24 protein-coding genes and 1 pseudogene are annotated in these 26,982 nt (G+C 31.8%); 16 read left to right on the forward strand and 9 right to left on the reverse strand.

Annotation, left to right across the window (positions count from 1 at the left end; translation table 11 throughout):
• Nucleotides 1–44: 44 nt before the first annotated feature.
• The 14 genes and pseudogenes from ACI5KZ_RS00345 (at nucleotide 45) to ACI5KZ_RS00410 (ending at nucleotide 12,683) form a co-directional block, all read left to right on the forward strand.
• A pseudogene (locus ACI5KZ_RS00345) lies at nucleotides 45–857 on the forward strand (SDR family oxidoreductase).
• A gap of 68 nt (nucleotides 858–925) precedes the next feature.
• Nucleotides 926–1,744, forward strand: a complete 819-nt coding sequence (locus ACI5KZ_RS00350; protein WP_109307544.1) for a universal stress protein — start codon at nucleotides 926–928, stop codon at nucleotides 1,742–1,744.
• A gap of 66 nt (nucleotides 1,745–1,810) precedes the next feature.
• Nucleotides 1,811–2,449 (forward strand): HdeD family acid-resistance protein, encoded by a 639-nt coding sequence (locus tag ACI5KZ_RS00355; RefSeq protein ID WP_406846564.1) that lies wholly within the window; start codon nucleotides 1,811–1,813, stop codon nucleotides 2,447–2,449.
• A 257-nt stretch (nucleotides 2,450–2,706) separates the two neighbouring features.
• The gene (locus ACI5KZ_RS00360; protein WP_406846565.1) at nucleotides 2,707–4,218 is read left to right on the forward strand and encodes a catalase; all 1,512 of its coding nucleotides are present in this window, start codon (nucleotides 2,707–2,709) and stop codon (nucleotides 4,216–4,218) included.
• A 63-nt stretch (nucleotides 4,219–4,281) separates the two neighbouring features.
• Nucleotides 4,282–4,665 (forward strand): nuclear transport factor 2 family protein, encoded by a 384-nt coding sequence (locus ACI5KZ_RS00365; RefSeq protein WP_109307547.1) that lies wholly within the window; start codon nucleotides 4,282–4,284, stop codon nucleotides 4,663–4,665.
• Between the two features lie 11 nt (nucleotides 4,666–4,676).
• A complete protein-coding gene (locus ACI5KZ_RS00370; RefSeq protein WP_406846566.1) occupies nucleotides 4,677–5,603 on the forward strand; it encodes a ClpXP adapter SpxH family protein in 927 nt (308 codons plus the stop codon).
• A 20-nt stretch (nucleotides 5,604–5,623) separates the two neighbouring features.
• Nucleotides 5,624–5,926: a phosphoribosylpyrophosphate synthetase gene (locus ACI5KZ_RS00375; RefSeq protein ID WP_406846567.1), complete on the forward strand. Its 303-nt coding sequence runs from the start codon at nucleotides 5,624–5,626 to the stop codon at nucleotides 5,924–5,926.
• 18 nt (nucleotides 5,927–5,944) lie between these two features.
• Nucleotides 5,945–6,829 carry a pirin family protein gene (locus tag ACI5KZ_RS00380; protein WP_109307549.1) on the forward strand — a complete coding sequence of 295 codons (885 nt, stop codon included), beginning with the start codon at nucleotides 5,945–5,947 and terminating at the stop codon, nucleotides 6,827–6,829.
• Between the two features lie 305 nt (nucleotides 6,830–7,134).
• Entirely contained in the window at nucleotides 7,135–8,439 is a 1,305-nt protein-coding gene (nhaA, locus tag ACI5KZ_RS00385) for a Na+/H+ antiporter NhaA (RefSeq protein WP_406846568.1), read from the forward strand.
• Between the two features lie 254 nt (nucleotides 8,440–8,693).
• Entirely contained in the window at nucleotides 8,694–9,092 is a 399-nt protein-coding gene (locus tag ACI5KZ_RS00390) for a heme-binding protein (RefSeq protein ID WP_109307551.1), read from the forward strand.
• 173 nt (nucleotides 9,093–9,265) lie between these two features.
• On the forward strand, nucleotides 9,266–9,769 hold the full coding sequence (locus ACI5KZ_RS00395; protein ID WP_109307552.1) for a GreA/GreB family elongation factor: 504 nt from the start codon (nucleotides 9,266–9,268) through the stop codon (nucleotides 9,767–9,769).
• A 198-nt stretch (nucleotides 9,770–9,967) separates the two neighbouring features.
• Nucleotides 9,968–10,435, forward strand: a complete 468-nt coding sequence (locus ACI5KZ_RS00400) for a Dps family protein (RefSeq protein WP_109307553.1) — start codon at nucleotides 9,968–9,970, stop codon at nucleotides 10,433–10,435.
• Between the two features lie 142 nt (nucleotides 10,436–10,577).
• The gene (locus ACI5KZ_RS00405) at nucleotides 10,578–11,417 is read left to right on the forward strand and encodes a helix-turn-helix domain-containing protein (protein ID WP_406846569.1); all 840 of its coding nucleotides are present in this window, start codon (nucleotides 10,578–10,580) and stop codon (nucleotides 11,415–11,417) included.
• 174 nt (nucleotides 11,418–11,591) lie between these two features.
• Nucleotides 11,592–12,683, forward strand: a complete 1,092-nt coding sequence (locus ACI5KZ_RS00410; RefSeq protein WP_109307555.1) for a mechanosensitive ion channel family protein — start codon at nucleotides 11,592–11,594, stop codon at nucleotides 12,681–12,683.
• Between the two features lie 129 nt (nucleotides 12,684–12,812).
• Here the strand turns inward: ACI5KZ_RS00410 and ACI5KZ_RS00415 are convergent, their stop codons facing one another.
• The 7 genes from ACI5KZ_RS00415 to ACI5KZ_RS00445 form a co-directional block, all read right to left on the reverse strand.
• Complete coding sequence (locus tag ACI5KZ_RS00415) at nucleotides 12,813–15,212, reverse strand: HYR domain-containing protein (protein WP_406846570.1); 2,400 nt, start codon at nucleotides 15,210–15,212, stop codon at nucleotides 12,813–12,815.
• A gap of 209 nt (nucleotides 15,213–15,421) precedes the next feature.
• A complete protein-coding gene (locus ACI5KZ_RS00420; protein ID WP_406846571.1) occupies nucleotides 15,422–16,534 on the reverse strand; it encodes a BamA/TamA family outer membrane protein in 1,113 nt (370 codons plus the stop codon).
• Entirely contained in the window at nucleotides 16,534–17,172 is a 639-nt protein-coding gene (locus tag ACI5KZ_RS00425) for a hypothetical protein (RefSeq protein ID WP_109307558.1), read from the reverse strand. The genes ACI5KZ_RS00420 and ACI5KZ_RS00425 overlap by 1 nt, the downstream gene beginning before the upstream one ends.
• 319 nt (nucleotides 17,173–17,491) lie before the next feature.
• Entirely contained in the window at nucleotides 17,492–20,716 is a 3,225-nt protein-coding gene (locus tag ACI5KZ_RS00430; RefSeq protein ID WP_406846572.1) for a CHAT domain-containing protein, read from the reverse strand.
• 34 nt (nucleotides 20,717–20,750) lie between these two features.
• Nucleotides 20,751–21,488 (reverse strand): tetratricopeptide repeat protein, encoded by a 738-nt coding sequence (locus tag ACI5KZ_RS00435; protein ID WP_406846573.1) that lies wholly within the window; start codon nucleotides 21,486–21,488, stop codon nucleotides 20,751–20,753.
• A gap of 4 nt (nucleotides 21,489–21,492) precedes the next feature.
• Entirely contained in the window at nucleotides 21,493–22,083 is a 591-nt protein-coding gene (locus ACI5KZ_RS00440) for an RNA polymerase sigma factor (RefSeq protein WP_406846574.1), read from the reverse strand.
• An 88-nt stretch (nucleotides 22,084–22,171) separates the two neighbouring features.
• Nucleotides 22,172–23,308, reverse strand: a complete 1,137-nt coding sequence (locus ACI5KZ_RS00445) for a hypothetical protein (protein ID WP_109307562.1) — start codon at nucleotides 23,306–23,308, stop codon at nucleotides 22,172–22,174.
• A gap of 108 nt (nucleotides 23,309–23,416) precedes the next feature.
• Here ACI5KZ_RS00445 and era point away from each other — a divergent pair, with 108 nt between their 5' ends.
• Nucleotides 23,417–24,295 (forward strand): GTPase Era, encoded by an 879-nt coding sequence (gene era, locus ACI5KZ_RS00450; protein WP_109307563.1) that lies wholly within the window; start codon nucleotides 23,417–23,419, stop codon nucleotides 24,293–24,295.
• 48 nt (nucleotides 24,296–24,343) lie between these two features.
• Here the strand turns inward: era and ACI5KZ_RS00455 are convergent, their stop codons facing one another.
• Both ACI5KZ_RS00455 and ACI5KZ_RS00460 read right to left on the reverse strand, forming a co-directional pair.
• Nucleotides 24,344–24,847 (reverse strand): GTP-binding protein, encoded by a 504-nt coding sequence (locus tag ACI5KZ_RS00455; RefSeq protein ID WP_109307564.1) that lies wholly within the window; start codon nucleotides 24,845–24,847, stop codon nucleotides 24,344–24,346.
• A 7-nt stretch (nucleotides 24,848–24,854) separates the two neighbouring features.
• A complete protein-coding gene (locus tag ACI5KZ_RS00460; protein ID WP_406846575.1) occupies nucleotides 24,855–25,586 on the reverse strand; it encodes an SIMPL domain-containing protein in 732 nt (243 codons plus the stop codon).
• Nucleotides 25,587–25,669: 83 nt separating this feature from the next.
• On the opposite strand from ACI5KZ_RS00460, the gene der reads away from it, so the two are divergent.
• Entirely contained in the window at nucleotides 25,670–26,977 is a 1,308-nt protein-coding gene (gene der / locus ACI5KZ_RS00465; protein ID WP_109307566.1) for a ribosome biogenesis GTPase Der, read from the forward strand.
• The last annotated feature ends 5 nt before the right edge of the window (nucleotides 26,978–26,982 follow it).

Raw genomic sequence — 26,982 nt, forward strand, 5'->3', positions numbered from 1 at the left:
TTAAAGTTAAAATTGTATAATAAATAATTAAAAATTAAGCCATAATGAATGTTCAAAAAAAAGCTATAGTTATTACTGGTGGATCTGGAGGAATCGGTCAAGCTTGTGCTAGAGCTTTTAAAAATCACCCATTAATCTTAACAGATTACTCCCAGGAAAAGGTTGATGACACAGTAGAAGAATTAATAAAAGAAGGTTTTGATGTTAAGGGAATTGCCTGTGATATCACAAATAAAAATGATATTGATAAGCTAATAAAATATGTTGCCGATCATGGCTCATTAAAAGCCATGATTCATACTGCAGGCGTTAGTGGAACAGTTAAAGATTTAAAAAAAGTTTACACCATAGACCTAATAGCAACAGAACTTTTAGTAGATGCATTTTATAAACTAGCAGAAAAAGATTCAGTAGCTATTTTATTATCGTCTATGATGGCACATACAGTTCCTGAAAATAAGGATTATGATGAGGCGCTTGCAAATCCTCAAGCACCAGAATCATTTAATATTGTGAGTCGGTTTGTAAATAACGATTCAGATCTCATGTATAATTTTGCAAAGCGAGGTGTGTAGTTGTTAACGCATAAGCATGCTGACAAATGGGGTCAAAAAGGAGCAAGAATTGTATCGGTTTCACCAGGAGTTATTGAAACACCAATGGCATTAAAAGCAGCAGAAGAACACCCAGAACGCATGGAAACGATAAAACAGGCAACTCCTTTAAAACGCAACGGCCAACCAGAAGATGTTGCAAATGTTATATGTTTTTTAGCTAGTGATGCTGCTAGTTTTATAACAAGTACCGATATTTTAGTGGATGGAGGCGTTATCCATAATATAAAAAAAATGACTTAAACAGTTTAAGAATTAGTGAAGTAATTAATATTAAAAAAAAACAATTAGAAAAAATAAAATACAAAATCATGAAAAACATAATTATACCAGTAGATTTTTCTCAACAATCAGAATTTGCACTTCAAACAGGTGCTATATTAGCTAAGAAGCACAATGCAACTCTAAATGTATTACATATGTTAGAATTGTCAGATTCTTTAATATCACTTTCTAATAATGAAAGCAAGAACGAAATGTTTTTTATGTTATCTCTTGCAAAAAAGAAATTTGAGTCCTTTTTAGAAAAGGATTATTTAGAAGGAGTTAATGTGGTTCCAGTAATTAAAAAGCATAAAGTTTATAAAGAAGTTGATGCTGTAGCTAAAGAATTGAATGCAGATTTAATTATTATGGGATCTCAAGGTATCACACTTCAAGATGGTATTTTTGCAGGTTCCAATGCAGAAAAAATGGTGCGTAATAGTTCGACACCTGTTTTAATTGTAAAATCAAACCCTGAAAATTTTAACCTTAATAATGTTGTCTTGGCAACAGACATGAGTTTAGAAAGTGTTAACACATATAAGAAAGCCTCTAATTTGCTTTCAATTTTAGGAAGTCAAACACATCTTGTGTATGTTAATAGACCTAATAATAATTTTATAAGCTCGAAAGAATTTAATTTAAAAGTGCAGGAATTTGAAAAAGCAGGAGGTTCTAATAAAGTGAAATTCATTGCTGGATATACTATCGAAGATGGCGTTATACAGTACGCAGACGAAATAAACGCAGATGCTATAGCTGTGATAACGAATGCAAGAAAAGGCTTAAACCATTTCATTAAGGGAAGTATCTCTGAAAATCTTGCAAACCATTCTAAGCGTCCTGTAATGAGTTTTAAATTGTAATTTAATAAGCTTCTATTTATTCAAAAAGAATAATAGAGTATAGATCTAACTATTAACAATAAAATCATGGAAAAAATATTTTTAAAATCAATTAAAGAAGCTATAAAACATTGGTATATCCCCTTACTTGTGGGATTATTTTTTGTTGCCGTTAGTGTTATTGTGTTTATGTCGCCAGCTGGCTCATTATTAACATTGTCTATCCTTTTTGCATTTTCGTTTTTATTTGGAGGATTATCAGAAATTGTGTTTTCCATTATCAATAGACATCAATTAGAAAATTGGGGTTGGTCTTTAGCATTTGGTATTTTAACATTTATTGTTGGAACGTCACTTTTAATACACCCAGCCTTATCCATAAGTGTTCTGGCATTTTACATTGGTTTTATTATTCTATTTCGTTCGGTTGCCGCTATTAGTTTTGCACTAGATGTTAAAAAATATGGCAGTAAAAATTGGGGAGTGTTATTAGGACTTGGAATTATAGGGACCATTTTTTCATTTATATTAATATGGAATCCCTTATTTGCAGGAATGAGCGTGGTCATTTTAATAGCATTAAGTTTCTTGTTTGCTGGATTATTTAGTATTTATTTGGGTTTGCAATTACGACAAATACATAAATCCTCTAAATCTATTTCAGCAGAATTAAAAGTCCGTTACGATGATATTATGAAAGAGATACGTGATGAATGGGATGATTAGAAAACATCATGATAGCATTTCGAATATCAAAAATTAGAGAATATTTTATCAATCCATGATATTGAAAACATAAGTTACCATGAAGGTGTTATAGCTTTATTTAATCCAGAATAGTAGGTTCAGCAAATTGTGAATATAGCATTTGTCGTTAATAATAAGTATCTTTAGTTGTAAGGAAAATCACCTTAGTTTTTTATTTAAAGTTAGGATTCCTTACGTTATACATTCATATATAAATCATTATAAAACCAACTAAAATGGAAGAAAAAAAACAAAAACTAACCAGACAGACTGGAGCACCAGTTGGAGATAATCAAAACGTTCAAACAGCAGGGCCACGAGGTCCAATGTTAATGCAAGATGCCTGGTTTCTTGAAAAAATGGCAAATTTTGATAGAGAGGTCATTCCAGAAAGAAGAATGCACGCCAAAGGTTCGGGAGCTTTTGGAACCTTTACAGTTACTCACGACATTACTAAATACACAAAAGCCAAAATTTTTAGCGAAGTCGGTAAAAAAACTGAAATGTTTAGCCGATTTTCTACTGTTGCTGGAGAAAGAGGTGCTGCTGATGCCGAAAGAGATATTAGAGGGTTTGCATTGAAGTTTTATACCGAAGAAGGTATTTGGGATTTAGTAGGAAATAATACACCAGTATTTTTCTTCCGCGATCCAATGAAGTTTCCAGATTTGAATCGTGCTGTAAAACGCGATCCTAAAACCAATTTAAGAAGCGCTAATAATAATTGGGATTTTTGGACATTACTGCCAGAATCATTACACCAAGTTACCATAACCATGAGTGATCGTGGTTTGCCAACTGGTTACAGACACATGCATGGCTTTGGAAGTCATACCTTTAGTTTTATCAATAAAGACAATGTTAGACATTGGGTAAAGTTTCATTTTGTAACGCAACAAGGTATCAAAAACTTATCTGATGAGGAAGCAGCTAAAGTAGTAGGAATGGATAGAGAATCATCTCAAAAAGACCTTTTCGATGCTATTGAAAGAAAAGAGTTCCCAAAATGGAAACTATTTGTTCAGGTAATGACTGAAGCCGAAGCTAAAACATACCGTTTTCATCCTTTCGATTTAACCAAAGTGTGGTCTAAAAAAGATTTCCCGTTGATTCCTGTAGGTGAATTTGAATTAAACAGAAACCCAGAAAACTATTTTCAGGATGTAGAGCAAGCTGCTTTTAATCCTACAAATATTGTTCCTGGAATTGGCTTTTCACCAGATAAAATGCTTCAAGGACGTTTGTTCTCTTATGGTGATGCGCAACGTTATAGATTGGGTGTAAATCATTATCAAATTCCTGTAAATAAACCAACCTGTCCTTATCATTCTAATCACAGAGATGGCACCATGCGTGTCGACGGAAATCATGGAGGCACCTTACATTACGAGCCAAATAGTTATGGTGAATGGCAAGAACAACCAGATGCAAAAGAACCACCTTTAGAATTAGATGGTAGTGCTTATGCGCATAATTTTAGGGATGATGATGAAGATTACTTCACGCAACCAGGCGACTTGTTTCGCATTATTAAAGCCGATGGTAAAGCCGATATTTTATTTAAAAATACAGCTGCGCAAGTAGGTGGAGCTGAAAAATTTATTCAGATCCGACATATTAGAAACTGTTATAAAGCAGATCCAGAATACGGACAAGGTGTTGCAAAAGCACTAGCTTTAACAATGGATGAGGTAAACAATTTCGATATGACGCCTTTTAACAAATGGGCACCGAAACCTAGTAATTGAAGGGATAAGAAATTTAAATAGAATTTGTAATGGATTTTATCACAAAAATTAAATTTTATAAACATGAAAAATTCAGCAAAAAAAGTAGTAGAAAACATGTTCGCTGCATTTAGCAGTGGTGATGCAGATAAATTTGTAGCAACTGTTTCAGACGATACGGTTTGGATTTATCATGGCACTCAAATAATCCCGAAAGGAAGATTTGAAAAGAAGGAAGGTGTAAGAGCTTTTTATAATAATATTATGGAAAGAACCGAAATCATCAACTTTGAACCGCTACAATATATCGTTGAAGATAATACAGTTGTGGTATTAGGTCGAGAACATCAAAGAGTAAAACGATCTGGAAGAGAACTAAAACAAGATTGGGTTCAGATATATACGATTGAAAATAATTTAATTGCAAAAATGGAAGAATTTGCTACTTCGGAAGAAGTACAGCAGTAAATTTAGAAATCATGAATAACGAAAAAATTAATAACAATCCGCTTTTATGCGATATAGAAACTGGTATGTGCGAAACCACAGATGAAACAACAAATACGTCATCTTATAGTTCAGTACAATCAACAGAGAAATCTGTAAAACTTATTTATTATACGGATCCTATTTGCTCATCTTGTTGGGGAATTGAACCACAATTACGTAAATTGAAATTAGAATATGGCAATACCGTTGAAATAGAATATAGAATGGGAGGGTTATTGCCAGATTGGAGTTACAACAGTGGTGGCATTGGTAAACCTTCAGATGTGGCAGATCATTGGGACGAGGTGAGTGTGCATTACGATATGCCTATCGATGGCGATTTGTGGTTGGAAGACCCTTTAGATTCATCTTATCCACCTTCCATTGCATTTAAAGCTGCTCAAATGCAAGACGACAAGAAAGCTCAATTGTTTATGCGAGAAATAAGAGAGATGGTATTCTTGAAAAAGAAGAATATTGCAAAGTGGGAGCATTTAGCAACTGCTGCAAAAACAGTAGAACTTAATGTTGAGCAATTAAAAATCGATTTTGAAGGCAAAGCAAAAGAATTGTTTCAAGACGATTTAAAATTAGGGAGAGAGCTTGGAGTAAGAGGGTTTCCAACGATTTTTTTTATAGACAATGTTGGAAATAAAGAAATAGTATATGGTACAAGACCTTATGCATTTTACGAAATGGCAATCTTAAAATTAAATCCTAATGCTATAAAAAGCGAATACAGTAAAAACTGGGAAACACTATTTTCAATATATTCATCGCTTACAGCAAAAGAATATTCTGAGCTTTCAGGAACACCAAGAAAAGAAAGTGAATCTATTTTAAATGAACTTTCAAAAAAGGACGCTTTAGAAAAACTGACTACAAAAAACGGATCAATTTGGAAAATTAAAAACTAAACAAATAAAACGATTATAAAATGGGAAAATACACAAGCTTATCAGAAGCTATTAACGATTTAACACTAAAAGGTTATACACATAACTTTAGTACTAAGGATGATACAATAGAGTGTAAAAAACACGATGAAGTTTTAGAAATAGATGAATTTGAAGTTGATGGTGTATTTCGTTTTCAAGAAATGTCCGATGTGGATAATGAAAGTATTTTGTATGCAATTTCTTCAAAAAAAGGCGATATGAAAGGATTGTTGGTGAATTCTTATAGTGCTTACTCAACATCTGTTTCACCAAAATTGGTTAAAAAATTACACAAACATTAAATTAACTGCATTTAAATTATGTCAAACATCAAACTTATTATTGAAGAAAGAGCAGCTAATATTGGCAAGTTTATGGTAGGTCGTTTATTGCCATTTCGTCAAAAGCGAATGGTTGGCCCCTTCATTTACATAGACCACATGGGACCAGTAAAATTAAGTGAGCGCGAAAATTTTGATGTGTTACCACATCCACATATCGGACTTTCAACGCTTACTTTTTTATTTGAAGGTAGTATCATGCATCGAGACACACTTGGTAATGAAGTAGAAATAAAACCCGGAGCAGTCAATTGGATGACAGCAGGGAAAGGAATTGTTCATTCCGAGCGAACCCCTGAGTATTTAAGGCACTCACAATTATATATGCACGGTTTACAAATTTGGGTAGCATTGCCAAAAGATTTAGAACAAATGAAACCGGAGTTTTTTCATATTGAAGAAAACGACATTCCAAGTTGGACAAAAGGAGATATTCAGTTTAAATTAATAGCAGGTGAGGCCTTTGGTAAAAAATCGCCAGTTCCAGTTTTTAGTAAACTGTTTATGATTGAAATAAAAAGCAAATCAAAACAAATAGTAAATATAGGTAATGAGCTATACGGTGAAGCTGGTTTGTATATCCTTAAAGGCGCTATAGAAAGTGAAGGAAATATCTATGAACCTAAACAACTGTTAGTAGCAAAAGATAGCACACTTTGCCAATTTACTATTCAGGAAAATAGTACCATTTATATTTTTGGTGGCGAGCCATTTCCTGAAGAACGCTTTATTGATTGGAATTTTGTGTCTTCAGATAAAGACTTAATAGCTGAAGCAAAAGAGAAATGGATATCGCAATCCTTCGATAAAATTGAAGGAGATGAAACTGAATTTATTCCTTATCCAACTTTCAATAGAAAATAAATTATCGTTTAAAATTATCAATTGTATTATGGTTTAGGGAGCCAGTCCTTAACTTTATATTTCTAAAGTTGTCTCTAGTACTAATACTTTATAAAGGTCAATAAACTTACCAGAATTTTAAAATAACTATTTAAAATACTGAACAATTTGATAGGTAAATTTGGTCGTCTGGATATAGTAAATTTATTTATGGGAATAATAGGTTAGATTATTGTCGCCATTTTTGTAATATTGATTTAAATTTGGGTTTCAAACATGCCGATTTAAATAAATAATAGCATATACAATAGTCAAAATTAACTTATATGATAAAAAAAGTATTCCTTACTCCATTTCAAAAATTCGTAAAAATTCAGAGCTTTAGTGGTATCTTATTATTACTAACAACAATTATTGCTCTAGTTTGGGCAAACTCGTCTTTTGGGAATGTGTATAGAGAACTTTGGCAGTATGATATAGGTATAGTAACCGATAGCTTCGAATTTAAGAAGCCATTAATACTATGGATTAATGATGGATTAATGGCAATCTTCTTTTTTCTTATTGGCTTAGAAATAAAAAGAGAGTTGCTCATCGGTGAGCTTAATTCCATGAAAAAAATAGCCTTTCCTTTAGTTGGTGCTTTAGGAGGAATGTTAGTTCCAGTGATTTTCTTTTTAGTGTTGAACCAAAATCCTGAAACAACAAAAGGTTGGGGGATTCCAATGGCCACAGATATTGCTTTTTCTTTAGCAGTTTTAAATGTTTTAGGTAAGCGTGTGCCCTTAAGTCTCAAAATATTTTTAACAGCTTTTGCAATTGTGGATGATATTGGTGCTGTTTTAGTGATTGCCTTATTTTATAGTGGGACTATTAATATTAGTCTTTTATTGGTTGCCTTGGGCATGCTTGCTGTTTTATATGTGTTTTCATTTAAAGGCTTTTACTCAAAATATATGTTTTTCTTCTTCGGAACAGTTATTTGGTTCTTATTTTTAAATTCTGGAATTCATCCAACCGTAGCAGGTATTTTAATGGCATTCTCTGTGCCTATTAGACAAAAAATTGATACGACAACATTTTTAATACAATTAGAGAATGTATATAAAGATATTAAGAATGCTAGTGTTCTTCAAAAACCAATTCTATCAAAAGAACAGATTAGACATATTGATGATTTAGAAGATTGGGCTGCACAATTCCAGTCCCCACTACAAAAGTTAGAGCATAATTTACATGGCTGGGTTGCTTATTTTATTATACCAATATTTGCACTTGCCAATGCAGGTGTACTTATAGATAGTTCAGAATATTTAGACACAGCCCTGGTAACCAACATCGTAATTTGTTTAGTATTAGGTAAAGGTATCGGGATATCTTCGGTAGTAATGCTTGCTAAAAAAATTAAATTAATTGAAATTCCAAGCGATATAAGTTTTAAACAAATATTAGGAGTTTCATTTTTAGCAGGTATTGGGTTTACTATGGCCATTTTTATAGCTAGTTTAGCCTTTGCTTCTTCACCAGAATTTATAGATTCAGCTAAAATAGGTATTCTTATTGGTTCCTTTATTTCTGCAGTCATCGGGTATCTAATTTTGAGAATGGATTCAAAAAAAGCTCAAGCTTAATTTTTAATAATTGATTCGTTCGAAATAAGAATCTTTAACGTGATTGTTCTATTCATGGATTGAGATGAATTAGTTATCCAACCCTAGTTAGTATATGTGTTTGCGTTACCCAACTCTCAGAAAATGATACATTAATCTTTTGTTATTAATATTTGAGCCTTTTTCATAAGTTGTTGAACTGTTTTGGTAAATAGATACCATTACTCTCGTAGTATATTTGCATTATAATTATAACAATACTAAAACAAAATATTATGAATATTACATTAACACAAGCAGAAAAAGCAATTACAGCAGCAAAACAAAAAGCAACAGCTATAGATACTAAAATGAATATTGCCATTGTTGATGCTGGAGCAAACTTAGTAGCTTTTGGAAGAATGGATGGCGCATGGTTAGGGTCTTTAGATATTTCTATTAAAAAAGCTAAAACAGCACGTTTTTTTGATATGAACACAGGAATTGTAGGTGAATTATCTCAGCCTGGAGGATCTTTATATAATATAGAACATTCAAATAACGGATTAATTACGTTTCCAGGAGGAATTCCAATAAAAAATTCACAAGGTGATATTATTGGAGCTATTGGAGTTAGTGGTAGTTCAGTTGAAAACGATCATGCAGTAGCAGATGCTGGAGCAAAAGCAATTTAAGTTATAATTGATTAATAGCAAGAAAGAGGATTTACTAATTGTTAGTAATCCTCTTTTTTTTATCCAATAATTATGAATGGTATACTATTTAGAAATAGTAAAGCTAACAATCAATTAAATAAAGAATTGATCTTGTAATATCGGTAAAAAAGTTATTAAAAATCAAGTAAATTATGAGTAGAGGATTTGTAAAAGAAGACGATCAAGAAGAAATTCCTATAGTGCCTCCTAGAGCAGATTTACCTAGAGGAGTAACCAATTACGTAACACAAGTTGGTATGGATGAACTCTTATATGAAAAAAAGAAGCTTATAAATGAGATTGAACATCTAGATATTACCAATGAAAATGAAAGGCGAATAACGTTGAACTACATAAATGCAAAATTACAATTGCTAAATTATAGAATTTCTACAGCTAAAATAATAGACCTAAATAAACAACCACAAAATGAAATCCGTTTTGGAGCAACCGTTACTTTAAAAATAGGAGCTGGAAAAAACGTTCAAAAATATCAGATTGTAGGTGTAGATGAGGCAGATATTTCTAAAGGAAAAATTTCTTTTGTATCGCCAATATCTAAAATTTTAACACATAAAAAAGTTGGTGACAAAGCCATTTTAAAACTAGAAAAGGAAGAAAGGGTTTTCGAAATTTTGGACATTGCTTACAATTAGAAACACCCACAAGTAATTGATTAAAAACGGTTGTCAATTACAGTTTTAATTTGCCTGTTTCTCAGTATAAAACTAGCATGTATCCTTCTTAATCAGAAAAAATATGGCTATATTTGAATACATTTATAAAGCATGAAAAGAATAAGTTTTTTGTGCTATTATTCAAAGAATATATTTAAAAATAATACATTTTAAGACATGAAAAATTTAGTAGGAATAGAAAGAGAAAAGGCTGAGAAATTAGTTGTTGAACTGAATATTTTATTAGCAGATTATGAGATTTTTTACCAAAATTTAAGAGGATTTCATTGGAATATTAAAGGAAAGGAATTTTTTGAATTACATAACAAATTCGAAGAACTATATAATGATGCTTTTGTAAAGATAGATGAAATAGCAGAGCGTATTTTAACTCTAGAAGGTGAGCCTTTACACACATACACAGATTATCTTAAAACAACCGAAATCCCTGAAGCAAAAAGTGTTGCAGATGGTGAGAAATGTGTGGAAATTGTTGTAAAGAACTTTTCGACTTTAATAACCAAAGAACGTCTTATTCTCTCTCTTGCAGCAGATGCAGATGATGAAGGAACCGTAAGTTTGATGAGCGATTACATTTCTGAAACCGAAAAAACACTTTGGATGCTTAATTCGTATTTGAGATAATTTTCTTTAAATATGTTGCCTTTTGGTATATAAAACCCGAGTTTTAATAAAAGCAATGAATAGTATTTTGCAGACTTGAAGATTAAATATTGCACATAACGTGTAGTTTATAGAATGTTATCTGCAAGCTTAAACAAGCTAAATGTCGATAGAAAACGTGCCAGAAATTTATATTCAGGATCCTAATACTACAAAGGATGTGTTTGTTTATGACTTTAAAATGACTAACGATGTCGTGAAGAGTAAAGTCAATTTGAGTATGAATATGTTCAGTTTTTTGCAGATAGGAAAGAAGCAAGTGCATTTTGCAGATGCTTCTGTAATTGTAAATAAAAATCAATCTTTACTTCTTAAAAAAGGAAATTGGCTTTGGACCGAGTTATTAGATACCGACACTAATTATTATTGCAAACTATTATTTTTTTCAGAGAGCAAACTTTTAGAGTTTTTAGATAAACATGTAGATAACTACCAGCCTAATAAAGATGAAATTGCATATTTTGTGATTGAAAATGATAGTTATATAACCTCTTATTTAAATTCATTATCTACTATCAGTGAAGCACCTGCAATTTTTATGGACAATTTGCTTTCTGTAAAATTTGAAGAATTAATGCTCTATCTAATTAATAAATATGGAATTAAATTTGAAGATTATCTACAGTCTTTAATATCAAATGATATTTCACCTTTTAAAAAAATTATAGAACGCAATATTTACTCGAATTTGAAGCTAGAAGAAATCGCCTTTTTATGTCATATGAGTTTATCTACTTTTAAGCGTCATTTTATAAACGAATATAAAGAATCACCAGGAAAATGGTTACAAGATAAGCGACTTAGAAAAGCTAAAGACACTTTAGAGCTAGGTCTATTAAAAGCATCAGACATTTATTTAGATTTTGGATACAACAACCTTTCGAACTTTAGTATAGCTTTTAAGAACAAATTTGGATATAGTCCTAGCGAAATTTCTTCGTAACTTACTTAGTACATCGACTTTGTTAAAAATATTTTTCAAAAGTTTTGGATTGCTTTTTTAATAAGATATGACAGTTTTCATGTTAGATTTGTATTTTAATAAAAGATATTAAAAATGATCCGTTATAAACTAGATTAGTTGCTTCCTGCAAAATTGAAAAAAATCAAATTAATTATGACAGAATTTTTAGAGACATACAAGCAAGACTTAATTTATGGGCTAATAATCATTGTTGTCATTATCGTTTTACGAATGTTGACAAATAAATTACACCATTGGTTAGCCAAAGAACAAGAGAGGAAATTCCCTGGTGAACCATCAAGACCTTTAAAAATATTAAAGCGAATCCTTAATACTTTGTGGGTTGTTTTAGGTTTAATTGCACTGACTTACCTTATTGCAGATGAAAGCAGGCATAATACCTTAACCGATGATTTTAAAATAGTACTTTATATTGGTGTTGTTTTATCACTTACGGTAATTGCAGCCACAACTGCTAATATGTGGTTTAAACACGATATTCAAAAAAAGATAGAAAGCGAACATGATCCAACGAGTTTTAAATTTTTAAGATACGTTGTTCTTGTTGTTATTTATTTTGTGGGAATTCTTTTGTGCCTTTTAGCGTTTCCTTCACTTAAAGGCGTTGCGCAAACAGCTTTAGGAGGTGCAGGTGTCTTAGCTATTATAGCAGGACTAGCAGCGCAAGAAGCTTTGGCAAACGTTATAGGAGGTTTGTTTATTATTACGTTTAAACCATTTAGAATTGGTGATCTCATTAAGGTTACAGACACAATGGTAGGTAGGGTAACAGATATTACCCTGAGACATACAGTAATTCGTAATTTTGAAAATAAGATGATTGTTATTCCAAATTCTATTATTAATAAAGAAAAACTTATTAATTATGATATGGGAGAACTTAAATGTTGCGAACGAATAGAAATTGGTATATCGTATGATAGTGATATTGATTTAGCAAAAAAAATCATGCAAGAAGAATGTGAAAGACATCCACTTATTTTAGATAATCGTACAGACTTAGAGATACAAGAAGGTAATCCAGTAGTAAAAACGGCATTAACGCAACTAAACGACTCTTCAATGACCATTAGAGCTTGGACTTGGGGGAAAAGCTATAGCGATAGTTTTCAGCTTAAAATAGATGTGTTAGAAAGTATTAAAAAACGTTTCGATAAGGAAGGTATAGAAATTCCATTCCCATACAGAACTATAGTGATGAAAAAGGATGCTAAAGAAATATAGTAAGCAAATAATACTTGAACCTTAAACATAAGGTAAAGTAGTTTTCGTTTATGGTTATATTTAATCCAGATAGTTTATAAAAAAAAAGCCTTGTAATTTCAAGGCTTTTTTTTAGTTTTCATTGTTTTTTTAATACTTAACAACTCGTTTAGTAATACTTCCTTTATCTGAAGCAATACGAATTAAATATAAACCATCTGCATAATTAGACAGGTCAATATCTTTCTTTAATTGCATGTGTTCTAAATTAAAGGTCTTCAATAAGCGTCCATTAAGATCTAATAATTCAGCAGATTTTAATTTAACCATACTATTATTAGTTAATGTAATTTTAGCTGTTGTTGGATTTGGTGCTAATAAAATGTCACTCACACTTAATTCAACAGAAGCAATACTTAAGGTATTGTCATTAACCGTTAAATTAAACGAACATGAGTTTGTGTTTCCATTAACATCTGTAGCTAAATAACTTATGACATGTACACCATGTGCTAGACTAGTTCCAGAAGCTGGGGTTTGTACTACAGTATTAATACCACAATTATCTACAACAGTTACAGATCCTCCAACATAATAATCTGGAAGTGTAAAGTTTCCAGAGCTATCTATTGTAAAATCTGCTAAACAAGAAAGCGTAGGTCCCATATTGTCTTCTACGGTAACAGTCGAGTCACAGCTTGCTATATTTCCAGCATTATCTTTTCTATTTAGAGTAATGGTGTGCGCACCAATATCTGTACAATCAAAATTTCCATCAAAAACAGTTGGTGTACTGTAAACGATGTTACCATTAAATACGTGAGGACCATTTGTTCCAGTAAAAGGGCCAAAACACAAATAACCTTCGTAAAACTCCATATTAGAATCGCTAGTCCATAAACTTCCTACAGCATTTCCGTTTTCAAAAATCATAGTAGATCCGTCACTTGCAAAGATGCAAAATGCAACTGTTTCTCCAGCTGCTACTGCAATATTTAATGATAGGTTTAAAGGTGTTAATGTTCCAATTGCATTTGCTGTTAATGTGGTACTTGCAACTAATGTCCAATCACCAATTGCAAATTGAGAACCTTCAAAAGATCCTGTTTTATAATACACATCATAGCTATGTGATTCCGGGCCTCCAATATTGGCACGAATATCGAAAGAGTTGATTGTTATTGGGTTTATTGCTTTTATATTAAACATATTTCCAAATGCAGCTGCATCAATTGCTGTAGCCGATGTTAAAGTAACATCTGAAATACCATTTGTTAGGTATTCAGAATCTAAACCACAGTTTCCTACAGCAGAACCACCATCTATATTTGAAGCTGTAATAGTTGCAATTCCTGAGTTGTCTAATGAAATTGTAGGACTTGTACATACAGCAGAGAGTGCTACATTATCAGATACTGTAACTGTAGTGGTACAAGTGTTAGTAAATCCATTTGGATCAGTAGCTGTTAGAGTAACTGTATGGTCGCCAACATCAGAACAGGTGAAAAACGAAGGGCTTGCAGTTAGTGTAACTGTATCTCCATTAGGATCTGTAGTGCCCCCATCTATATCTGCCCCAGAAATACTTACTGTACCTCCTGCACCTAGTGTTGCATTATAGGTGTTACAGATTGTGTTTGGTTGAAATAAATAAGCTCTTGTATTTCCTGGATCTTCTTTACCCATATAAAATCTAATACGCGTTTCTGCTTCAGGGGAAAAGTTTGACACACAAGAAAAAGGTTGGTTGTAAGACATAATTTGTGTCTCGTCTGCAGCATATGGATCGCCATTAGTATCCGTACCAGTTGAGTAAACACAGGAAGCGCCACTTGCATCTCCATAAGTATGATAACCATCTGCTGGTGTGTCACATAATAAATCGCCTGCGACATCACAATTAGATCCATTAACTAATTCTACAGCATAAGCTGTTTCAAAAGTATGTAATAAGCCAAAATAATGACCCATTTCGTGTGCAACTGTAGCGCCATTTTCGGCAGCACTATTGTTTACAACCACAAAATAATCATTTGGTAAATTCCAAGGGAATCTAGCATAACCTCCAATGGCTCCTCCACTTGACCCGTAGGCTGTTGTTACAAAATATGCATTCACTACATTGGGTACATTGTTTAACTGAAGGATATTATCGCCTTCAGTATACCCTGAGCCTCCAACTCCATTGGTTCCTAAAACCATTAAATCAGTCTCGTCTATATAGTTTATTGGTAATATATTTAAAGTAATACCATAAGGCAAGTATTTATCTCTTGCAGCAATAATGTTATTCATAACAATTGTTGCATTAGGACCTCCAGTACCAGCATCTGTTCTAACAATATGAGCTTGAAAAGGGACTGTAATTAAACCTGTAGGCGACACATCTGCGCGTCTTAGAATTTCAAGATCTTCTATTAGGGCTCTAGCTTCATCAGGTGTAATATCTGGCATGCCACAGGCCATTTGAGCATTTATTTGTACTGAACAAAAAAACAAAACAAAGGCAAAGCATAATTTTTTGATGTTATATTGTAAAATTGATTTCATATTGGTTAGTGGTTTTAATTAATGTGATACATAGATTATTAAAAATCGATGCGTTAGTGTTATGCTAAACTAATGAATTTTAATAAGTTTAGCACAAGCCAGTTTGTATAATATTAACAATTAGGTGTTAACATAGGGTGAAATCGATTTTCAGTAAACTAGATAAGATTGAAAAATAATATGGGATTATGTAGTTGTAATTTTGAGTTTTAAAAGGCCTCATTAATACCAAAATAGATACCATTACTACCATCTATCCCAATACCAGCATCAAGCCTCACCCAAGTATCTTGGGTTTTTAGGAGTTTAAACCGAATACCACCACCTGCACTAGGCTTTAAATCGTTTAAGCTAAATAATTGTTTCTGGTCGTTTGCAACTTTTCCAAACAGACCAAAACCAGCAATTGCCCAACGTGGTTTAAACCGGTAACGATATTCACCTTGAATTAAATATAAAGTCTTGTCTATAAAACGACCTTGATAGTAGCCTCGTGCTTGATTACCTCCACCATACCAAGCAAGACCTTGAAAAGGAGGGTCTCCAAAATTTCCTTCATAATACAATTGAAGAGCAATAATACTCTTGTCTCCTAATTTCTGATAGGTACGCAAATCTGCAATAAACTTATTATAAGTTTGAGTAGCTCCAAAAAGTTCACTAGAGAATTGTGCATTCATTTTAAGTAAATGCCCAGAAATTGGAGATCCAACATTATCTCTGGTGTCTAAGTTAAAAATAGCGCCAAAACCACTAATAACAGCGCCATCGCTACCAACAATATCACCACTACTTAAAAGTCCGTTTTCTACTACTTTTGTAACATCATGATTTTCATAAATAAACTCAAAACCAAAATTTAACGAAGGAGGCAACCTTTTTAAGAAGCTTACTTTTAAAATTTGCGAAGTCATATCATACGATTCTTCGTTACTGTTTGGAGTCGTGTTGCCAATTCCCCAAAAGTTGTTTGGAAATATTTTCCACTTAAAATTCATATCCAAAAAATAATCTCCTTTACCAAAATATATTTGTGGGATAACGTCTATAATAAATTGCTTATTAGAGGTCATTATAAAATCTACAAAAACATTCGATACTCGATCGTTATAAATGTTTTTTTGTTTTAATAAGAATATTTGTGCTCCAGCTCCAAAGCCAAAACTTGTTTCTGGAGTATAAAATACAATAGGAATAGCTACAAACTGAAATTTCTTATTTTTATTTATAGTATCAGATTTAATAACATCGTCCTTGTTTTGCCCAAAGTTTTTTGGCACCATAAATAGACAAAATAATATCAAGAAAAATAGTTTTTTCATTATAGTGGTTTGCTATCTAACAAAATTTTGAATCCAAAAGAAAAGGATAAATTACTAACTTCAAAAGACACATTGTCTGTTTTATCGTTTATGGAATTTTCTTGATTTAAATCTAACCAATACACATTATAATTTAAACCTAAGTCAAAGGATACGCGATCGTGAATAACATATGCGAAGCCAAAAGTAAATAGAAAACCAAACCCGCCTCCTTTATTTGTGTTTTCTGTATAAACGTTTTCAATGATTGCTCCAACTTGATCTCTATACAATGCATATCCTGGAGATAAGCTAAAAAAGATAGAGCCTATTTCACTATTAGAAGCGTAATATGTACCTTTTGGACCAATAAAAAATGTTTCTGAAGTACTTTCAGCTACATTTTTTTCTTCAAAATTACTACGTTCCATATTGGCAGAAAGCCCAATATTAATTCGATCTCTTACAAATTTTCCAGTATTAATTTCAATTCGATATCTATTACTGATAGATTTATTATGAGTTATTGTGTTTTCAGTAGAACCAGAACCTATAAACCCTGTTAATCCTGTTAACCATCTTCCTTTTCTAAAAGGGGTTTCCGAAGCTGTTTTAATGGTGTCTTTTACAGTCTCTTGGGCAAAACAAATTGGAGACATCGCATAAAAAAATGCGATAAAAAAAATAACAGTAAGGGATTTGTTTATCACTTAAAATGGCTCTTTTATTGTAGTTAATATTATAGTACTAAAGTATTAAAAAAAACAAACAAAACGCTCAATCAGCCAAAAAGATGTAAAACTTCAAATGTGCTTTGATATGGCTTTGTTATTTTAATAACTAAGTTTTGCTCACATATTTTATTTTAAGCGATGTATGGTTGCTATTAATTTTAGAAGTAGTCAACTAAATTGTTTGGAGAATCAGTTTTGAAGTTGATTATTGGAGGGAAAAGTCGTCAATAAATTGACGACTTTTTTATTTTCTTCGTTTTTTTCTAACGAATACTACTAGTATTATAATAATTGTAATACCAAATAACCAAAAGATTAGGTTGGGGTTACTTTGAATCTGAATTGGTATAGTGTCTCCAATAATAACAAGTCCAGCCCAATACTCTGGATTTATGGTTCTACCCTTGGACTTATTGATGTATGCTATTTTTGCTTGTTGCAATGCTTTGTCTTTAGACATCCCTTTTTTAATGTTTTTATAAAACATATCCACAATTTGTGCACTAGATTGTTCGTCTATTTCCCATAAACTTGTTAAAATGCTTTCACTTCCTGCATAGTTAAAAGCATGTGCTAAAGAAATCATGCCTTCTCCAGGTTGGAAGGTAGGTTTGCCAGTTTCGCAAGCTGTTAAAATGGCCAGATTAGAAGATAAATTGGTGTTGTATATTTCGTACGTATATAAATAGTTGTCTTCTGTATTTAGAGAATCTAAAGATTTTGCAAAAACCAATCGCGATAATTCGGGGGAAATATTATTCGATTCTGCATGAGTGCCAATGTGAATGATTTTATGTTCTTTTGCGTTGTTTTTGAAAATCTGTTCCGTAGATTTTTCATTTAAAAAAGATTCGCCCTCAAAAAGATGAGATGAAGATTCTGCAAGCTCTTTAGTAAAGGGTTGCGGAAGGAGTTTTAAATAGGCTTTGTCTAGTGTTAAAGAATCTGTAATTGACATTTGATAGTCTGTTTTCATGCTGTCGTTAAATTCTGGAGCAAAGGCTATAAAATTAGAATCGAAACCAATGGGTTTATCTCCTTCGTGAATTAAAAATAAACTGTAATTGTAGGAGATGGTATGTTTTGATAATAAGCTATTTGTAGTTAGATCTGTATAAGATTTTATTTGTTTTGGAGTAAGCATTTCAAAACTTAAGTTGAATAATTCTTTGTCTGGAAAGATTATAACTTTTTCTGTAGTTACTTTCGATTCAAATGGTAGCCAAAGATCTGCATATAACTCTTTTAAGTGCTTACTTGTTTGATCGATGTTGGATTGTTCCTTTTGAAGATTCACAATAAGTTGTTTAGCTTTTTTGAAATCTAATTGAAAAATATGTTTTTCGTTGGTTGTGAGTATCACAGCATACAAATTTGTATCACTAAATAAGTAACGAATAAGAGTTGTATTTTTGGGTATGTTTTTAAGAATCGTATTTAGAGGTTCTTCAATAGATGCATAACGCATTTTGTAATATTTTGGATAGTCCTGTTTTAGAGAATCTAAAAAAACATCCCAATTGTAATTTGCTTTAAAAAAAGTTTCAAAACTTCCATCAACTGAGTTCTCAATCGAGGCATTCATTTTGTTTTTTAAAGCTGTCTCACGTGCCAAAACCTGATTTGGAATATTGGCGAAAGTCATATTATTTTTTAAATTTAATCGGGATCTTATTCGATTGTATAAACTAGATTCGTGAATGGTTAATAATTTTACGAGATAAGATTCGTCTTTTGTTAGATGATACAAGTCCAATTGCAATTGTTTTGAAAAATCGAAAAGCTCGTTGTTTTCTGTAATAAGTAAGCTTAAATCGTCGTAAGATTTAATGATTTCTTTTCTTTGATTGAGAATTTCAACACCATTATTTAACTGACTTAGTAATCTTATCAAAAAGGTTTCAGATTTATCAGAATTCAAGTAATATTTGGATTTTGCATTAATCAATAAGGCCTTTGGTTTTCTGTATTGAATTTGAATAGAATCTGTAAATTTTGTAATTGAAAGGTTTTTATTGTTTAATAAGTTAAGTGCTTCATTACTATACGTTAATGCTTGGTTATAATCTTTTAATTTGTAGTATACTTCTGATAAATTTAAAATATGATGAAAGCCTTGAATCGTGTTTTTATAATCGCTTGTTTTTATAAAATGATAACTTTCTTTAGCTAATGAGATAGCTTTTTCTGAATTTTTAATCTTAGCATAAAACTGCGACATATCAATCATTTCGTCTAAAAAACCTCTGTTGTATTCGTTTTCACCTAAAGATTTTTTGTATAAGGTATAGGCAGCACTAAAATAGGTATCGGCACTTTTGGGGTCGTTTAATTTGTCGCTAATTTCTGCTTTAGTAGATAATGCGCTTGCTTTCCAATATAATTGTGTGTTTTTACTGGTGTTAATTCTTTCAAGAGCTTGATCTATTAGTTCATTGCCAACTTCAAAATCGCGTAAACCTATTTTTGCTTGAGCAGAAATAATTTGAGACACTGTAATATTAAAATCGTCTGGAGCAAGTGTTTTTAATTTTTTTTGATATGAATATGTAATAAGCTCATCTGCACGTTCAAACTCTCCAAGTGAATGATAAAATGACCCTAAATTATCTATTGCAGCTAATTGGTTTTTTAGGGCTCTTAATTTTCTAGATTCATCGGTTGAAACGTCTAAATATTTTTGAAAACTACTAATGACTTCTTTGGATGATTCTATAGCTTCATCGATATGTCCAAGAGAATGATTTAAAACAGCAACATTCATTTTAACTAGTGCAGGACGATAATATAAATTCATAGGATTTTTCTCAGCCTTTTCTAACATTTTATAGGAAAGATTAAAATAATACAAACTGCTATCCAATTTTGCAGAATACCACATCATGCCTCCTAAAGAATTGTAGGTTTTTTGAAGAGATTCAAAATCTTTTTCTGGCGCATTTTCCATAATTTTAATGGAAATGGCATATTGTTTTTTTGCAAGAACAATATCTCCTAGATTAGAGGCTAAATACCCCAAATTATGGTAAATACCACTAATGTCAGCTTTTTTTGGGTCTGTAATTTGTTCTGCAATTTTTAGGGCTTTTTCAGAGGTTTTATATGCTCTTTCGGTATATCCAGCATCATCATAAATCCAAGATAATTCCAAAAGGACTTCTTTATTTACATATAAGTTGTTGTATTTATATAACTCATCTCCAAAAGTTTCAGCATTTTTAATGGCTAAATCGTGATTTCCGTTAGCTAATTTTAAACTTCCAACAAGCGAAATGTATTTAATTAAACTGTCTGTTGTTTTTTCTGCACGAAAATAATTTAATTGATTGTTTAACTCCGTTTTTGCTTCGTATAAAGCATCTTCTTTTAGTAGTTTTTTAATAAGTGCAATACCAGAAATAGTATCGTTTTGTGATAAAATGGTTTGTGTAGAAAATAATAATAGCAACATGACGAAGACTGTGGTCATGATCTTTAATAATGATTTCATAGTATTAGGCTGTTTAATCCTCTAACTCAGAAAGTATGTCTTTGCTATTATCAATGGTACTAAAGTTAAGGTTTTTTTTGGCTAGTTCTACATTGTTAACTTTTAAATAAGCCAAGCCCAAATAATAGAAAGCATCATTTTTAAACGTTTCTTCTTTAAATAACGTTACTTTTTTTAGATATGGGATGGCTTCTTTTTCTTTGCCATCTGCTAAATAAGCCGAACCTATAAAATAATTTAAGGTGTCGTTATCAGGTTTGGTAAGAAGTAGAGGTTGCCATTTTGAAATAGCTGTTAGGTAATCTTTTCTTTTGTAATTTACCATTGCATCATAGAAGATAAAGTTATCTGATGAGCTCATGGTTGTTGGTAATCCAGGATCTGGAGTATAATGTTTGGCAAACACGCTTTTGGGTGTCGATCTATTTGTATACCAAAAACTGCCTAATGCTATAATTACAGCTGCAGCAACAGCAGTTTTTTTGAAGTTTAAAAAGCGAAATTTAGGTTGTTTTTTGTCTTCAATAACTTCTATTGGAATATCTTTATGAAACGTGTCTAATTGTTCTTTTAAGGCTTGTTTTTCAATGCCAAAAAGCAAGGTTTTAATATCTTCTACCTGATTTTTAAAATCTGGATTGTTTTTTAGTTTCTCTTCAAAAATAGATAATTCTTCAAACGTCAGATTGTTATTAATATAACGTTCAATATGTGCTAATTCCTCTTGAGTCATGTTTTTATCTAGGTCCATGCTATTAATGTTCTTTCAGGGCTAATTTTCTTAATTTTTGCATGCATCTATATTTTTTGTTTCTTGTAGATGCAGCATCTAATTGTAATTCTTCTGCAATGGTGTTCATTGACTTTTTTTCAAAATAAAACTTCATTAATAAAGATCTGCAAGGCAATCCTAAATCTTTGAATGCTTGCATGACATTTTGTAATCGATTTTCTTTTAATATGTCATCATCTTTTAGGTCTAAATGTGTGTCTTTGATGCTAAAATTATTAAGCTTAGATGTTACAACCGTTTTTTTATACTCTTTAGAACGTAAAAAATCCATCCATTTATTTTTAGCAATCGTGTATAGATAACCGTTTAAAGCAGTTTCATTTTGTGGTTGAAATTTATTTTGCTTTATATTTTGCCAAACGGCTAAAAAAGCGTCCTGATAAATGTCCTTTGCATGATCTATAGTGCCACTGTTTTTTAAAACAAGAATTTCAATTTTCCGGTAATTATTCTGATAAAGTTCCTTTAATACATGAGTGTCATTGATTTTTATGGCTTCAATGAGTTGATTAATAGCCCTGTTTGGGGGATGTATTATTTTTAAATTTCGCATAGGGTTATTAAATATATGCGAAAGTTGTGATTTTTCAAATCAAACCATATAAAATGTATTTTAATACGATAAACCGTTTAATATGATGCTAGTAACCGTTGGTTTCAAGTTGCGTCCATTCTTGATTGTTTACTGTGTTATCAAGATTTGGGTTGTAAAGTGAATTGTTATTACTTATATATTCATTGTTATTATTCATCCAAACTTGACTGTTGTAGCCATCTACTTTGTATTCTTGGCCAGTATTTTGGTTGGTAACTACTTGTCTGTCATAAATGCCATCAATATAATTTTCATGACTTCTGTCGGATGCTGCTTGGTTGTTTCTCCAATTATTATACTGTGCATCCATAGCTTGACTTCTGGCTCTTCCATTAGCTAAAATTTGTTGCCCTTGAGATTTAATTGCTGCCATACGTTGTTGGTGTCTGGCATTGTTTTGTTGTGCCATTTGTGCGTAATACTGATTGTTTACTTGAACCCATTGTGGATTAACTTGAAAGTTAATTAATGCGTTAATAAAAGCAAACTTTGCTTCCTCAAAAACAGCTTCTGGAGCTTCCATAGAATTAATGGTGTAACCCCAATCTAAACCACCAATACTTGTATATTGGGTAATAAAATATCTAATAACGCCAACAGATAAGTTTCCATTTTGATCTTTCCATTCTGTAACCATACACTGATATTGTTTTTGTTCTGGAGTGGCTTTAAAAAGATAGCTGTCAAATTGTTTGTCAAATTGTGCTAATTGTGGGAGTGGATATTGTTTAATAAAATGAATGCCTTTTGATAGTAAAAATGGTTTAAAATCATTGTTTATAACATTCTCTAAACTTTTTAAAGGTTGTACAGCACTTCCGTTCTGTTGCATAATTTGATTTCTCTGTGGATCATTATGATAAGAAAATGAAGAAAATTGCTCGTTATAAACTTTCACACCATTCGAACCTTCAAAGAGAATATTTTCTTGAGTATTATTACTTTTCTTCCAGGTAGTTGGAATAGGCACAGAACCAACTGGTATTCCAAACTGTTTACTCATAACTTCATAATATTTAATGTTTTGATTATTTCTTTCTTGTTGATTGCTCTCGTTATTCTCTGAATAACTTTCAATGGTGTTTTGGGAGTTAAATTCTGAAACTTGAAGCGTTTCTTTATTATCTCCACAAGAAAAGAGACTGATTGCTAAAACTAATTGTAATACATATGAAGTTTTCATGGCGACAAAATTTTAAGATGAATATTTATCTTTTAACCACACATCTCCTTTAATCAAAAATGTCATCATTCATTTTTTTAAACCTATCTTTGCATGAAAATTAACAGTATGCATAAAGCAGGTTTTGTAAATATTATTGGTAATCCAAACGTAGGGAAATCGACACTTATGAATGCTTTTGTGGGTGAAAAATTGTCTATTATTACCTCAAAAGCACAAACCACTCGTCATCGTATTTTAGGTATTGTAAATGGAGAAGATTTTCAAATGATTTTATCTGATACACCTGGAATTATTAAACCAGCATACGAATTACAAGAATCCATGATGGATTTTGTAAAATCGGCTTTCGATGATGCCGACGTGCTAATCTACATGGTTGAAATAGGTGAGAAAGAACTAAAAGACGAAGCCTTTTTTAATCGAATTACAAATTCCAAAATTCCTGTTTTGTTATTGCTTAATAAGATTGATAAATCAGATCAAGAACAACTTGAAGAGCAAGTGCAAAGTTGGGCTGTAAAAGTGCCAAATGCAGAGATTTTTGCTATTTCGGCTTTAGAGGGTTTTCAAGTAAAAGAGGTTTTTAATCGTATTATTGAATTACTTCCAGACTCGCCACCATTTTATCCAAAAGACCAATTAACAGACAAGCCAGAACGGTTTTTTGTAAACGAAACCATTCGCGAGAAAATATTAATGCACTACAAAAAAGAAATCCCTTATGCTGTTGAAATTGATACGGAAGAATTTTTTGAAGAAGAGACCATTATTCGTATGCGTTCTGTAATTATGGTTGAACGCGAGACCCAAAAGGGGATTATTATTGGTCATAAAGGATCTGCACTAAAGCGTGTAGGTATCGAAGCTAGAAAAGATTTAGAAAAATTCTTTGGCAAACAAGTGCACTTAGAATTGTATGTGAAAGTGAATAAAAATTGGCGTAATGACCAAAGACAATTAAAACGTTTTGGGTATAATCAGTAAAATTGAAATCGTAACTGAAATTGGAATCGAAGATCAACCTGATGTAAATTAGCTTCTTAAAACATCTCTCATAAAACTATGGAGCAGATGCATGTCGTCCATACCAACTTTCTTTCCCATTTGACCAACAACATATAAAACAACCCAAAGTATTACCATAAAAAGCATCAAGCTTATTTGTACAGCATAAGAAGTATCTAAAGACCAGTTAGAATATGCCCAAGCGCCAAATCCTAAAAATAAGCAACCAACTAAAAAATGAAAAAACATAAACATGGTCCAAACTGTAGGGTTTGGTCCAAATAAACCATGGATTAGGCTTGAATTCTCGTTTATTTCATCGATTTCTAAATGTAGTTGTGGAGACCAAAATTGCTGTTTGCTTTTTGGGAATTTAATAAACACATGATTGTCTATTCGGGAGACTATAAAATTGGTTTGTTCCTTTTTTGCTCTATCAAACCGACTTAATAAATCTTGATTATTTTTATCTTTTTCAAATTTAAAACGTGGTCGTAATACAACATCATTGATTTTTGAGGAGTTGAGCATAAATAAGTTATTTCACTTTATAATCAAGTTTCATCGTAATAGAAGCCGTTTTTTCTTTAGACTCTGTATTAAACGTTCCTCCCCAGGAATAATCTTCGTCGGAGTTTTGACCCGTAATTTGAAAGATACCCATTTTGGCAGAAATTAATTCGCCTAAATTCCCACCAGAATTTTCAGCAATCATTTCTGCTCTAATTCGTGCATCTGAAGTGGCTTTAGAAATCATTTCAATTTTTAAATCAGCCAATTTTGTATAGTAATATCTTGGCGATTGCGAATAAAACTGAATGCCTTTGTTTAATAGTTCTGTAATTTCTCTAGAAAGCGATTCTACTTTTTCAACATCGTTAGAATCTATTTGAAGCGACTGTGTTAAAATATATCCTAAAAATTCTTCACCAATATATTGTCCTTCGTTGTTGTATTTTCCACGCGTATTTTTTCTGCTATTAACTGCATTAAAAACCAATTCTTTATTGGTAATTCCTTTAGAATGAAGGTATTCTGAAATTATTTTCTTATCTTTTTCAAGATCGCTATAGGCTTCTTGTAGATTAAAACTTTCTTTGGAAAACGAGCCTTCCCAAACAATTAAATCTGAGGTAAAGTCGGCTTTTCCTAAACCAGTAACAGATATGGTTCCATCGTCTTGGTTTCTATTCATAAAAGCATTTCCGAGCAAGAATGCTGAAATGACAATAGCTAAAGAAAAAATTATTGCAGCAAAGTTGTTTTTCATTTTAACAAATATTTTTTTTGAGTGATACAAAATACAACGAAATCATAAGCATATCATTATATTTGCACCAAAATTTATTTAAAATGAGTAACATAGTTGCTATAGTAGGAAGACCAAATGTTGGGAAATCGACTTTTTTTAATCGTTTAATACAACGAAGAGAAGCGATTGTTGACGCAACAAGTGGTGTTACTAGAGACAGACATTACGGGAAGAGCGATTGGAATGGAAGAGAGTTTTCACTTATTGATACAGGTGGATATGTTAAAGGAAGTGACGATATTTTTGAAGCTGAAATCGATAAACAAGTTGAATTAGCGATTGATGAAGCAGACGCCATTATTTTTATGGTAGATGTAGAATCTGGCGTTACAGGTATGGACGAAGATGTTGCTACTTTACTTAGAAAAGTTAAAAAGCCTGTTTTTTTAGTAGTCAATAAAGTTGATAATGGGAAACGTGCCGAAGATGCTGTAGAATTTTATTCTTTAGGTTTAGGCGATTATTTTACTATTGCAAGTATTAATGGAAGTGGAACAGGAGATCTGTTAGATGCACTTGTAGAAGCTTTACCAGAAAAAGAACATGTAGAAGAAGACGAATTACCAAGATTTGCAGTAGTTGGAAGACCAAATGCCGGAAAATCTTCGTTTATAAATGCACTTATTGGAGAAGATAGATATATTGTTACTGATATAGCTGGTACTACTAGAGATTCTATAGATACTAGATATAATCGATTTGGATTCGAATTTAATTTAGTAGATACAGCTGGAATAAGACGTAAAGCGAAAGTAAAAGACGATCTAGAGTTTTATTCTGTCATGCGGAGTGTGCGTGCCATTGAGCATTGCGATGTTTGTTTGGTCGTTATGGATGCCACTCGTGGTTTCGACGGACAAGTTCAAAATATTTTTTGGCTAGCCCAACGTAATAGAAAAGGCATTGTGATTCTTGTAAATAAATGGGACCTTGTTGAAGATAAAGGGAATAATTCAATTAAAGAATATGAACGACGTATAAGAAGTGAGATGGAACCTTTTACAGATGTGCCTATTGTGTTTATTTCGGTTCTTAATAAGCAGCGTATATATAAAGCAATTGAAACGGCTGTAGAAGTTTATAAAAACAGAACGAAAAAGATTAAAACAAGTAAACTGAATGAGGTTTTATTGCCAATAATAGAACACAATCCTCCTCCAGCATACAAAGGGAAATTTGTAAAAATTAAGTACATCATGCAATTGCCAACACCACAACCTCAATTTGCATTTTTTTGTAATTTACCTCAATATGTTAGAGAACCTTACAAGCGCTTTTTAGAAAATAAATTGCGTGAGCAATTCGATTTTAATGGTGTTCCAGTAAGTGTTTATATGCGTAAAAAATAATTTGA

The sequence above is a fragment of the Xanthomarina sp. GH4-25 genome (assembly GCF_045363175.1).
Taxonomy (GTDB): Bacteria; Bacteroidota; Bacteroidia; order Flavobacteriales; family Flavobacteriaceae; genus Xanthomarina.

Bases quoted from the DNA above. Each gene is read 5' to 3' on its own strand.
- ACI5KZ_RS00420 (WP_406846571.1), bottom strand. From the start codon at position 16,534: ATGAAAAAACTATTTTTCTTGATATTATTTTGTCTATTTATGGTGCCA.
- ACI5KZ_RS00395 (WP_109307552.1), top strand. From the start codon at position 9,266: ATGAGTAGAGGATTTGTAAAAGAAGACGATCAAGAAGAAATTCCTATA.
- ACI5KZ_RS00380 (WP_109307549.1), top strand. From the start codon at position 5,945: ATGTCAAACATCAAACTTATTATTGAAGAAAGAGCAGCTAATATTGGC.
- ACI5KZ_RS00365 (WP_109307547.1), top strand. From the start codon at position 4,282: ATGAAAAATTCAGCAAAAAAAGTAGTAGAAAACATGTTCGCTGCATTT.
- ACI5KZ_RS00390 (WP_109307551.1), top strand. From the start codon at position 8,694: ATGAATATTACATTAACACAAGCAGAAAAAGCAATTACAGCAGCAAAA.
- ACI5KZ_RS00350 (WP_109307544.1), top strand. From the start codon at position 926: ATGAAAAACATAATTATACCAGTAGATTTTTCTCAACAATCAGAATTT.
- ACI5KZ_RS00425 (WP_109307558.1), bottom strand. From the start codon at position 17,172: ATGTCTCCAATTTGTTTTGCCCAAGAGACTGTAAAAGACACCATTAAA.
- nhaA (WP_406846568.1), top strand. From the start codon at position 7,135: ATGATAAAAAAAGTATTCCTTACTCCATTTCAAAAATTCGTAAAAATT.
- ACI5KZ_RS00410 (WP_109307555.1), top strand. From the start codon at position 11,592: ATGACAGAATTTTTAGAGACATACAAGCAAGACTTAATTTATGGGCTA.
- ACI5KZ_RS00375 (WP_406846567.1), top strand. From the start codon at position 5,624: ATGGGAAAATACACAAGCTTATCAGAAGCTATTAACGATTTAACACTA.
- ACI5KZ_RS00400 (WP_109307553.1), top strand. From the start codon at position 9,968: ATGAAAAATTTAGTAGGAATAGAAAGAGAAAAGGCTGAGAAATTAGTT.
- ACI5KZ_RS00370 (WP_406846566.1), top strand. From the start codon at position 4,677: ATGAATAACGAAAAAATTAATAACAATCCGCTTTTATGCGATATAGAA.
- der (WP_109307566.1), top strand. From the start codon at position 25,670: ATGAGTAACATAGTTGCTATAGTAGGAAGACCAAATGTTGGGAAATCG.
- ACI5KZ_RS00460 (WP_406846575.1), bottom strand. From the start codon at position 25,586: ATGAAAAACAACTTTGCTGCAATAATTTTTTCTTTAGCTATTGTCATT.
- ACI5KZ_RS00445 (WP_109307562.1), bottom strand. From the start codon at position 23,308: ATGAAAACTTCATATGTATTACAATTAGTTTTAGCAATCAGTCTCTTT.
- ACI5KZ_RS00455 (WP_109307564.1), bottom strand. From the start codon at position 24,847: ATGCTCAACTCCTCAAAAATCAATGATGTTGTATTACGACCACGTTTT.
- ACI5KZ_RS00355 (WP_406846564.1), top strand. From the start codon at position 1,811: ATGGAAAAAATATTTTTAAAATCAATTAAAGAAGCTATAAAACATTGG.
- ACI5KZ_RS00435 (WP_406846573.1), bottom strand. From the start codon at position 21,488: ATGGACCTAGATAAAAACATGACTCAAGAGGAATTAGCACATATTGAA.
- era (WP_109307563.1), top strand. From the start codon at position 23,417: ATGCATAAAGCAGGTTTTGTAAATATTATTGGTAATCCAAACGTAGGG.
- ACI5KZ_RS00415 (WP_406846570.1), bottom strand. From the start codon at position 15,212: ATGAAATCAATTTTACAATATAACATCAAAAAATTATGCTTTGCCTTT.
- ACI5KZ_RS00440 (WP_406846574.1), bottom strand. From the start codon at position 22,083: ATGCGAAATTTAAAAATAATACATCCCCCAAACAGGGCTATTAATCAA.
- ACI5KZ_RS00405 (WP_406846569.1), top strand. From the start codon at position 10,578: ATGTCGATAGAAAACGTGCCAGAAATTTATATTCAGGATCCTAATACT.
- ACI5KZ_RS00360 (WP_406846565.1), top strand. From the start codon at position 2,707: ATGGAAGAAAAAAAACAAAAACTAACCAGACAGACTGGAGCACCAGTT.
- ACI5KZ_RS00430 (WP_406846572.1), bottom strand. From the start codon at position 20,716: ATGACCACAGTCTTCGTCATGTTGCTATTATTATTTTCTACACAAACC.